Origin of the sequence: Streptomyces sp. UNOB3_S3, from assembly GCF_020740895.1 — a bacterium.
In the GTDB taxonomy this organism is placed as follows: domain Bacteria; phylum Actinomycetota; class Actinomycetes; order Streptomycetales; family Streptomycetaceae; genus Streptomyces.
Genome location: NZ_JAILXP010000240.1, coordinates 1 through 11357 on the forward strand (window position 1 = coordinate 1; position 11357 = coordinate 11357).

The following is an 11357-nucleotide window of genomic DNA, read 5'->3' on the forward strand; positions in this document are numbered from 1 at the left end:
CGTAGGGAGGCGTCGGTGAATTCCCGGGCCAGGCTGTTGAGGACGACGTCGATGTTGGGGAATTGTTTTTCGAATTCCAGGTTTCGGGATGAGGCGATGTGGTTGTCGTCGAGGCCGAGTGAGCGGAGGGTGTCCCATTTGGAGGGGCTGGCGGTTCCGAAGATTTCGGCGCCCCAGTGTTGGGCGAGTTGGGTGGCTGCCATTCCGACGCCGCCGGCCGCGGAGTGGATGAGTACGGTTTCGCCTGCGCGTAGGCCGGCCAGGTCTCGTAGTGCGTAGAACGCGGTGAGGAATGCGATGGGCACCGACGCCGCCCGCGTGAACGACCACTCATCGGGAACCTTCGCCAGCAGCCGGTGGTCGGCTACCGCGAGAGTGCCGAAGGCGCCGGTGAAGATGCCCATCACGCGGTCACCTGGAGTCAGGGTGCGCACGCCGGGGCCGACTTCGACCACTTCGCCGGCGGCTTCACCGCCGATGACCGCCCGTCCCGGGTACATGCCGAGGGAGATCAGTACGTCGCGGAAGTTCACCCCGGCCGCCCGGACCGCGACCCGTACCTCTCCGGCGCCCAGCGCGGCACCGGCCTCGGTGTTCGCCACCAGCCGCAGGTCCTCGAGGGTGCCCCCGGTGCCGGCGTCGAGCCGCCAATCGGGTGTCGCGGGCGGAACGGCCAACGCGTCGCTCGAGTCCGCCCGGGCCAGGCGCCTGGCGTGGATCGCGCCGTCGCGCAGGGCGAGTTCGGGTTCGTCCGTGGCCAGGGCATGGCGGATGGCCGCTGCCGATGTGGGTTCGTCGACGTCCAGCAGGACGAAGCGGCCGGGGTTCTCGGACTGTGCCGAACGCACCAGGCCCCAGACGGCGGAGTGCGTGAGGTCCGTGGCGTCGTCGCCGTCTGCCAGGGCCACTGCGCCTTGGGTGACGACGACGAGTCGTGCGTCGGTGAACCGTTCCTCCGCCAGCCATGTCTGCAACAGTTCCAAGGTCCGGACCGTCGCAGCCCGTACGGATGCCGCGCCGCCGTCGTCGCGGGAGTCGGCTACCGCTGTGACCAGTACGGTGTCCGGCACGTCGGTGTCGGGCGCCGCCAGGTCCGTCAAGGACTGGGCCGTCTCGACGGACGGGCCGAGGGTGGCGGCCAGGCCGAGCTCGTCCGGACCGACGACGGTCCAACGCCCCTGCCCGGAATGCGGGGTGACCACGTCGACCGGCACCCACTCCACCCGGAACAGCCCGTCCCGGGCCGTATCATCGCTGCCGGAGGCCAGTCGCCCCTCCGACACCGGACGCAGCACCAGCGATTCCACCTCGGCCACTGGCGCACCCGTGCCATCGGCCACCCGCACCGACACCGCACCGGAATCCGTCGCGGCCAGCCGTACCCGCAACGCCGTCGCACCCGTCGCGTACAGGGACACTCCGGACCAGGAGAAGGGCAATTGTCCGCCGCTGCTCTCCTCCAGCAGCGTGCCCAGGCCCAAGCCGTGCAGGGCCGCGTCGAGCAGCGCGGGATGCAGGCCGAACCGCGCGGCCTCGGCCCCCGCCTCCTCGGGCAGCGCCACCTCGGCGTACACCTCGTCATCGGTCGACCAGACGGAACGGAGGCCGTGGAAGGCAGGTCCGTAACCGAAGCCGGAGGACGCGAACCGCTCGTAGACGCTGTCGACATCGCCGCGCCGGGCACCGGCCGGTGGCCACTCGGTCAGGTCGAAGGAGGCGGGCCGGCCGCCGGGCGCGAGCACACCGGTGGCATGCCGGGTCCAGGGCAGGCCGGGGCCGGCCTCCTCGGGCCGGGAGTACAGGCTCAGGCCGCGGCGGCCGGTCTCGTCCGCCACGCCGACGATGAGCTGGATCGTCACTCCACCGTTCTGGGGCAGGATCAGGGGTGCTTCCAGGGTGAGTTCGTCGAGCTGGTCGCAGTCGACTTCGTCTCCGGCACGTATGGCCAGTTCGACGAATGCTGTTCCCGGGAGCAGGACCGTGCCGTGGACGGTGTGGTCGGCGAGCCAGGGGTGGGTTCGCAAGGACAGTCGGCCGGTGAGGACGACTCCGTCACCGTCGGCCAGCGGAACCGCTGCCCCCAGCAGGGGGTGATCCGGTGCTCCCAGACCGGCTGACGTCACGTCCGCCGTGCCGGCCTGTGTCTCCCACCAGTAGCGTTGGTGCTGGAATGCGTAGGTGGGCAGCTCGATGCGGTGGCCTCCGGTGAGGGCGGGGGACCAGTCGACGGCGACGCCTTGGACGTGGGCCTCGGCGAGTGAGGTGAGGAAGCGCGACAGCCCGCCTTCGTCGCGGCGCAGGGAGCCGACGACGGTCTGTGCTGTCCCGGTGTCCTCGGCGGTTTCCTGTACCGCCATGGTCAGCACCGGGTGGGGGCTGATCTCGACGAAGGCGGTGAAGCCGTCGTCGATGAGGTCGCGGACGGCTTGTTCGAACTCGACGGTGTGCCGGAGGTTGCGGTACCAGTACTCGGCGCCGACGGTGGTCGTGTCGAGCCACTGACCGTCGACGGTCGAGTGGAACGGCACCTCGGGTGCCCGGGGAGCCAACCCCGACAGCACGTCCAGCAGGCGTTCACGGATGGTCTCGACCTGGGCGGAGTGGGAGGCGTAGTCCACCGGGATCTTCCGGGCCCGGACACCGTCCGCCTCGCACGCCGTCACCAACTCATCCAGCGCCCGGGGTTCCCCGGAGACCACGACGGCCGAGGGGCCGTTGACGGCGGCGACGGAGATGCGACCGCCCCATGCCTCGATCCGCTCGCGTACTTGGTCGGCGGGCAGGGCGACGGAGACCATTCCTCCGGCGCCGGAGAGCTGGAGAATGGCCTGGCTGCGCAACGCGACAACACGCGCCGCGTCGTCGAGGGAGAGCGCTCCGGCGACGCATGCTGCGGCGATCTCGCCTTGACTGTGGCCGATCACCGCGGCGGGCTGGACCCCGAACGATCGCCACAGCTCCGCCAGCGAGACCATCACCGCGAACAGCGCGGGCTGCACCACATCCACCCGGTCCAGCGAGGGCGCCCCCTCCGCACCGCGCAGGACGTCGAGCAACGACCAGTCCACGTAGGACGAAAGCGCTGCCGCGCATTCGCGCATCCGGGCGGCGAAGACGGGCGAGGAATCCAGTAGTTCCACCGCCATGCCCACCCACTGCGCACCCTGCCCCGGGAACACAAAAGCGACCTTGTCCACGCTGGCCGTCGCGCTGCCTTCGACGACATTCGCGGCCGACTCGCCACGTGCCAGCGCCTCCAGGCCCCGCCGGAGAGCGTCCCCGTCGTCGCCCAGTACCACGGCCCGGTGCTCGAACAACGACCTCGTGGTCGCGAGCGAGTGGGCGACGTCCGCGACGTCGGTTCCGGGAGCGGCGTCCAGATGATTGCGGATGCGCAGGGCCTGATCCCGGAGAGCCGGTGCCGACTTCGCCGAGACGAGCCACGGCAGGACCGTCGGCCCGACCGCCGGTGCGGTCTCGGGCGCGGCCGCGGGCCGGGGCGGTACCCCGTCCTCGCCGTCGGACGGGTTCGGCGGTTCCTCGATGATGGCGTGGGCGTTGGTGCCGCTGATGCCGAACGAGGAGACGCCGGCCCGGCGCGGGCGGCCGTCGCGCTCCCACGGGCGCGCCTCCGTCAGCAGTTCCACCGCTCCGGTGGACCACTCGACGTGCGACGAGGGTCCGTCGACGTGGAGGGTGCGCGGGAGCACCCCGTACCGCATCGCCATGACCATCTTGATGACGCCTGCGACGCCGGCCGCCGCCTGGGTGTGACCGAGGTTCGACTTGATCGATCCCAGCCACAACGGCCGGTCGGCCGACCGTTCCCGGCCGTATGCGGTCAGCAGCGCCTGGGCCTCGATGGGGTCGCCGAGGGTGGTGCCGGTGCCGTGGGCCTCGACGGCGTCGACGTCGGCCGGCCGGAGGCCGGCGCCGGCCAGGGCCTGGCGGATGACGCGTTGTTGCGAGGGGCCGTTGGGGGCGGTGAGGCCGTTGCTGGCGCCGTCCTGGTTGACGGCCGAACCCCGTACCACAGCCAGTACTTGGTGTCCGTTGCGCCGGGCGTCGGAGAGCCGCTCCAGCAGCAGCATGCCCACGCCCTCGGCGAAGCCGGTGCCGTCGGCGGCGTCGGAGAACGCCTTGCACCTGCCGTCGGGGGACAGGCCGCGCTGGCGGCTGAACTCGACGAAGACCTCCGGGGTGGACATGACGGTGACGCCGCCGGCGAGGGCGAGGTCGCACTCGCCCTGGCGCAGCGCCTGGGCCGCCAGGTGCAGTGCTACCAGCGACGACGAGCATGCCGTGTCCACCGTGACCGCGGGGCCCTCGAGCCCGAAGGTGTAGGCGATCCGGCCCGACACCACGCTCGCGGAGCTTCCCGTGACGAGGTAGCCGCGGAGATCGTCGGGTACGGGTCCCAGCGACGCCGCGTAGTCGTGGTACATGACGCCCGCGAACACGCCGGTCCGGCTGCCCCGCAGTGCGTCCTGCCGCAGGCCCGCGCGTTCGAACGCCTCCCAGGAGGTCTCCAGGAGGAGCCGCTGCTGCGGGTCCATCCCCAGCGCCTCGCGGGGTGAGATGCCGAAGAATCCGGCGTCGAAATCTCCCGCGTCGCGGAGGAATCCGCCCTCCTTGACGTAGATCGTGCCCTGCTGCTCCGGGTCGGGATCGTAGAGGGCGTCCAGGTCCCAGCCACGATCGCCGGGAAACCCGGCGATGGCGTCCGTACCGTCGGCGACCAGTCGCCACAGGTCCTCGGGTGAACCCACGCCGCCGGGATAGCGGCAGCTCATGCCCACGATGACGACCGGGTCGTCGGACGTCGGCACGGCGGCCCGCCGCTCCGGTCCGGCGGCCGGCTGCCCCGCACCCACGAGTTCGGTCCGCAGGTGGGCCGCCAGCACGGACGGGTTCGGGTAGTCGAACACCAGGGACGCCGGCAGCCGCAGACCGGTCGCGGCGTTCAGGCGGTTGCGCAGTTCCACCGCGGTGAGGGAATCGAATCCGAGGTCCTTGAACGTCCGGCCCGCCTCGACGGCGGCCGTCGTGTGACCGAGGACGGCGGCGACGGTCGTACCGACCAGCTCGGCCAGCAGCCGCTCCTGCTCCACCGCCGGGCGCCCGGACAGGCGCTGGACGAGGGACGAAGGGGCGGCGGAGTCCCGCGCCGTCCGCCGGGCCGGGCCCCGGACCAGGCCGCGCAGCAGCGCGGGCAGCGGCCCGGTCGCGGCCCGCGCCCGCAGTGCCGCCAGGTCCAGCCGCACCGGGACCAGGACGGCGTCGTCCGTGGCCCCGGCCGCGTCGAACAGCGCCAGGCCCTGATCGGTCGACAGCGGCAGCATGCCACCCCGGGCCATGCGGCCGAGGTCGCCGTCGGAGAGGCCCGAGGTCATGCCGCTGCGTTCGGCCCACAGGCCCCACGCCAGCGACACCCCCGGCAGCCCACGGGCCCTGCGATGCCAGGCGAGGGCGTCCAGGAAGGCGTTGGCCGCCGCGTAGTTGCCCTGCCCGGCCGCACCGAAGGTGGTCGCCGCCGAGGAGAAGAGGACGAACGCGGACAGGTTCGCGTCCTGCGTCAGCTCGTGGAGGTGCAGCGCGGCATCCACCTTGGGACGCAGCACCCGGTCGATCCGCTCCGGCGTGAGCGACTCGAGCACGCCGTCGTCCAGCGCTCCGGCGGCGTGGACCACGCCGGTCAAGGGGTGCTCGGCGGGTATTCCCGCGAGAAGGCCGGCCAGTGCCTCCCGGTCGGACACGTCGCAGGCGGCCACGGTCACCTCGGCGCCCAGCGCGGTGAGCTCGGCCCTGAGCTCCTCGGCACCCGGGGCGGCCGGGCCCCGGCGGCCGGCCAGCAGGAGGTGCCGCACGCCGTGGGCCGTCACCAGATGGCGGGCGACGAGACCACCCAGGGTGCCCCCGGCCCCGGTGACGAGCACCGTGCCGTCCGGATCCCACGCGGTGCCGGCGCCTTCCTCCGGCGGAGCCGCCGGGGCCAGCCGCGGCACGTGCAGTACGCCCGCCCGGATCTCGAGCTGCGGCTCCCCGGAGGCGAGTGCCACCGGCAGGGCCCGTGGGGACGCCTCGTGCTCGTCGACGTCGACGAGCACGAAGCGGTCGGGGTGCTCCGACTGGGCCGACCGCATCAGGCCCCACAGCGCGGCCTGGTCGAAGCGATCGTGCAGGGCGCCCGAGGTCACCAGGACCAGCCGCGAGGACGCCAGCCGCTCCTCGGCCAGCCACGCCCGGGCCAGCTCGAGCGCGCGGTGGGTGGTGGTGCGTACCGCGTCCGCCGTCGGAAGCGGCGGCTGCCGATCGTCGGCCCACGGAAGGATCACCGCGTCGGGTACCGGAGCGCCCGCGTCGAGGGCCGAGCGGAGGGCGGCGAGGTCCGGGTAGGTGTCCACCGTGGTGTCGGTGGTGCCGGTGGTGCCGGTGGTGCCGGTGGTGCCGGTGGTGCTGGTAGTGCCGGTGGTGCGGAGGGCTTCGGCCAGAGCGGCGATTCCCGTACCGAGAACGGCCCTGCGGCCGGTCGCCGGTGCGGCGGGCTCGGCCAGTGCGGTCCACTCCACGTGGAACAGCGCGTCACGGAGCGGGTTGCCGGCCGACATCAGGTGCCGACGCGAGACGGGCCGAGAGACCAGCGAGACCACCGATGCCACGGGCGCGCCTGTGGCATCGGCGACCTGGAGCGCGACGCCGCCGTCGGCAGCGGGAGCCGAGCGCACCCGGAGGGTGGTGGCGCCGACGGCCTGCAGCCGGACGCCGCTCCACGAGAACGGCAGGAGCCCGTCCGCCGCGCCTTCCAGGGCCTCCAGGGCGCCGACGTGCAGTGACGCGTCGAGCAGAGCCGGATGGAGCCCGAACCCCGCCGCATCGGTGCCGGCGTCCGGCGGCAGCGTGACCTCGGCGTACAGCTCGTCCCCGCGCCGCCAGGCCGCGCGCAGCCCTTGGAAGGCGGGGCCGTAGCCGTATCCCGCGGCGGCCAGACGCTCGTACAGGCCGTCGGCCTCGATGGCGCTCGCCCCGGGCGGCGGCCACGTGGACAGCTCGAACGCCTCCGGGGGGGCACCGGCGGAGAGGGTGCCGCCGGCGTGCCGTACCCAGGGCCCTTCGGCGCCGTCGCCCTCGGCCTGCGAATACACCGCGAACGGGCGGTGACCGTCGCCGCCCTGTGGCTCCCCGACCACGAGTTGGACGCGCACGGCACCGTTTCGCGGGAGGATCAGGGGTGCTTCCAGGGTGAGTTCGTCGAGCTGGTAGCAGTCGACTTCGTCTCCGGCGCGTATGGCCAGTTCGACGAATGCTGTGCCCGGGAGGAGGACGGTGTCGTGGACGGTGTGGTCGGCGAGCCAGGGGTGGGTTCGCAGTGATAGCCGACCGGTGAGGACGACTCCGTCACCGTCGGCCAGCGGCACTGCGGCGCCCAGCAGAGGGTGATCCGTCGTGGCGAGACCGACCGCTGTCACGTCGGCCGTGCCGGTGTGCGTATCGAGCCAGAAGCGTTGGTGTTGGAACGCGTAGGTGGGCAGGTCGACGCGGTGGCCTCCGGTGAGGGCGGGGGACCAGTGGACGGTTACGCCTTGGACGTGAGCTTCGGCGAGTGAGGTGAGGAAGCGCGACAGCCCGCCTTCGTCTCGGCGCAGGGAGCCGACGACGGTCTGTGCTGTCCCGGTGTCCTCGGCGGTTTCCTGTACCGCCATGGTCAGCACCGGGTGGGGGCTGATCTCGACGAAGGCGGTGAAGCCGTCGTCGATGAGGTCGCGGACGGCTTGTTCGAACTCGACGGTGTGCCGGAGGTTGCGGTACCAGTACTCGGCGCCGACGGCGGTTGTGTCGAGCCACTGGCGGTCGACGGTCGAGTAGAACGGTACTTCGGACGTGCGGGGGGTGAGCCCTGACAGGACGTTCAGCAGTCGTTCGCGGATGGTCTCGACCTGGGCGGAGTGGGAGGCGTAGTCGACCGGGATCTTCCGGGCCCGGACGCCGTCCGTCTCGCAGGCTGTGACGAGTTCGTCCAGGGCTTGTGGTTCACCCGATACGACGGTGGCCGAGGGGCCGTTGACGGCGGCGATGGAGATGCGCTCGCCCCACGTCGTCTCGATTCGCTCGCGTACCTGGTCGGCGGGGAGGGCGATGGAGACCATTCCTCCGGCGCCGGAGAGCTGGAGAATGGCTTGGCTGCGCAGGGTGACGACGCGTGCGGCGTCGTCGAGGGAGAGGGCTCCGGCGACGCATGCTGCGGCGATCTCGCCCTGGCTGTGGCCGATCACCGCGGCCGGCCGGACGCCGAAGGATCGCCACAGTTCCGCGAGCGAGACCATGACCGCGAACAGCACGGGCTGCACCACATCCACCCGGTCCAGCGAGGGTGCCCCTTCCGTACCGCGCAGGACGTCGGGCAGCGACCAGTCCACGTAGGGCGATAGTGCTGCCGCGCACTCACGCATCCGGTCGGCGAAGACGGGCGAGGAATCCAGCAGTTCCACCGCCATGCCCACCCACTGCGCACCCTGCCCCGGGAACACAAAGGCCACCTTGTCGGCGTCTTCGCCACTGACACCCTCGGCCACCTGGGCGGACGCCTCTCCGGCGGCCACGGCGTGGAGTCCGTCGAGCAGCCCGTCCCGGTCGTCCGCGAGCACGACGGCACGGTGGGTGAAGAAGGGGCGGGCCGTCGCGAGGGAGTGCGCGACGTCGAGGGCTCGGAGTTCCGGATGCGCGGTCACATGGGCGTGCAGGCGCTCGGCCTGGGCGCGCAGGGCCTCGGAACCCTTGCCGGAGAGCAGCCACGGCACCGGTGCACTGCCCGCCGGCCGGCTGTCGGAGTCCTCTCCGTCCCCCGTCGCGGATTCCTCCGGTGCCTCCTCCGGTGCTTCCTCCAGGATGACGTGGGCATTGGTGCCGCTCATGCCGAACGAGGACACGCCGGCGCGGCGCGGGTGGCCGTCGCGGTCCCACGGGCGTGCCTCCGTCAGCAGCTCCACCGCTCCGGCCGACCAGTCCACGTGCGACGAGGGCTGGTCCACGTGCAGCGTGCGCGGGAGCACCTCGTGCCGCATGGCGAGCACCATCTTGATCACACCTGCGACGCCGGCCGCGGCTTGGGTATGGCCGATGTTGGATTTGACGGAGCCCAGCCAGAGGGCACGGTCGGCGGGGCGGTCCTGGCCGTAGGTGGCCAGCAGCGCCTGCGCCTCGATCGGGTCACCCAGCGTCGTCCCCGTACCGTGCGCCTCGATCGCGTCCACCTCATGGGCGGGCATCCGGGCGTTGCGCAGGGCCTGCCGGATGACGCGTTGTTGCGAGGGGCCGTTGGGGGCGGTGAGGCCGTTGCTGGCGCCGTCCTGGTTGATCGCCGAGCCTCGTACGACGGCGAGTACTTGGTGTCCGTTGCGCTGGGCGTCCGAGAGCCGCTCCACCAGCAGCATGCCGACGCCTTCGGCGGCGCCCATGCCGTCGGCGGTGTCGGAGAACGCCTTGCAGCGACCGTCCTTGGCCAGGCCGCGCTGGCGGCTGAACTCCATGAACAGAGCGGGTGTGGACATGACGGTCACGCCGCCGGTGAGGGCGAGGTCGCACTCGCCCTGGCGCAGTGCCTGTACGGCCAGGTGGAGGGCGACCAGCGACGACGAGCATGCCGTGTCCACCGTCACCGCGGGGCCCTCCAGCCCGAAGGCGTAGGCGACCCGGCCCGAGACCACACTGGCGGAGTTACCCGTGATCAGGTGGCCCTCGACGCTTTCCGGTACGTCCGCGAGTGCCGCGGCGTAGTCCTGGCCGCTCAGGCCGGCGAAGACCCCGGTCCTGCTGCCGCGCAGCGAGTCCGGGTCGACACCGGCCCGTTCCAGGGCCTCCCACGACGCCTCCAGGAGCAGCCGCTGCTGCGGGTCCATGGCCAGGGCCTCGCGCGGGGAGATCCCGAAGAATCCGGCGTCGAACCCCCCGGCGTCGTGGAGGAAGCCGCCCTCCCGGACGTAGGTCTTCCCCGGCTGTTCCGGGTCGGGGTCGTACAACCCCTCGACGTCCCATCCGCGGTCGGTGGGAAAGCCGGACACCGCGTCCCCTCCGGAGTCCAGCAGGCGCCACAACTCGTCGGGCGAGCTCACACCACCGGCGAACCGGCAGCTCATCCCCACGATGGCGATGGGTTCGCCGGAAGCGGCGGTCAGCTCCCGCGTCTGGCGGCGAAGCCGCTCGTTCTCCTTGAGCGAGGCGCGCAGAGCCTCGACGAGCTGCTCAGTGGACGTCGTCATGTGCTGTCTGCTCCCCGAGACGATCAGGAATCCGAAGTGCCCAGAGCCCGCTGGACGAGGCTTGCGACGTCCATGACGTCGATGAGTTCTGTCGTGCCGGCGTCCGCCGTGCCGTCGGCCGCCGGTGCGCCGTCCTCGGCGAGGCGCAGGACGGCTTCCAACAGGCCGGCCTCGCGGAGGCGTTGTACCGGAATGCTCCTCAGCACCCTGCGCAGTTCCGTGCCCGCCGGATCGGCGTCCTCGCTCCCTTCCGCGCCGCCGTCCGGCAGCAGCTCCGCCAGCAGCCGGGCGGCGAGCGAAACGGGGCTGGGATGGTCGAAGACCAGCGTGGCGGGAAGGCGCAGGCCGGTGGCGGAGTTGAGGCGGTTGCGCAGCTCCACGGCCGTGAGGGAGTCGAAGCCGAGGTCCTTGAACGCCTGATGCGCACCGACGGTGCGGAAGGAGGAGTGCCCGAGCACCGCGGCGGCGTTCGAGCGTACGAGCTCCAGCAGCGTCTCCTCCCGCTCGGGCCCGGTGAGCCCGGCCAGACGAGCGGAGAGCGCCGGCCCGGCCTGCTCCTCGACGGCGGTTCGCGCGGTACGCCGTGCCGGGGTACGGACGAGACCGCGCAACAGCGCGGGTACCACCCCGGAGCCGGACCGGTTGCGCAGAGCGGCGAGATCGAACCGGGCGGGTACGAGGAGGGTTTCGTCCAGCCGCAGGGCCGCGTCGAAGAGCGCGAGGCCGTCGTCGGTCGTCAGTGGTGTCACCCCGCCCCGTGCCATGCGCTGGAGGTCGGTCCCCGCGAGGTGTCCGGTCATCTCGCTGCGGTCCTCCCACAGACTCCACGCCAGCGACACGGCCGGGAGCCCGGCGGACCGGCGTCGGGCGGCGAGGGCGTCGAGGAAGGTGTTGGCGGCGGCGTAGTTGGCTTGTCCGGGGCTGCCGAGGGTGCCGGCGGCGGAGGAGAAGAGGACGAAGGTGGTGAGGTTGTGGTGGTGGGTGAGGTTGTGGAGGTTGAGTGCGGCGTCGACTTTGGGGTGGAGGACGTTGTCGATGTGGTGGGGGGTGAGGGTGGTGATGGTGGCGTCGTCGAGGACACCGGCGGCGTGGACGACCGCGGTG

2 protein-coding genes are annotated in these 11357 nt (G+C 72.1%); both read right to left on the minus strand.

The window, feature by feature from the left end; genetic code table 11:
* Positions 1 to 10253: type I polyketide synthase (locus K6I33_RS23615; RefSeq protein WP_229356525.1), on the minus strand; the 10253-nt coding region annotated here is incomplete at its 3' end.
* Between the two features lie 23 nt (positions 10254 to 10276).
* The coding region (locus tag K6I33_RS23620) for a beta-ketoacyl reductase (protein ID WP_229356526.1) at positions 10277 to 11357 on the minus strand (1081 nt) is incomplete at its 5' end.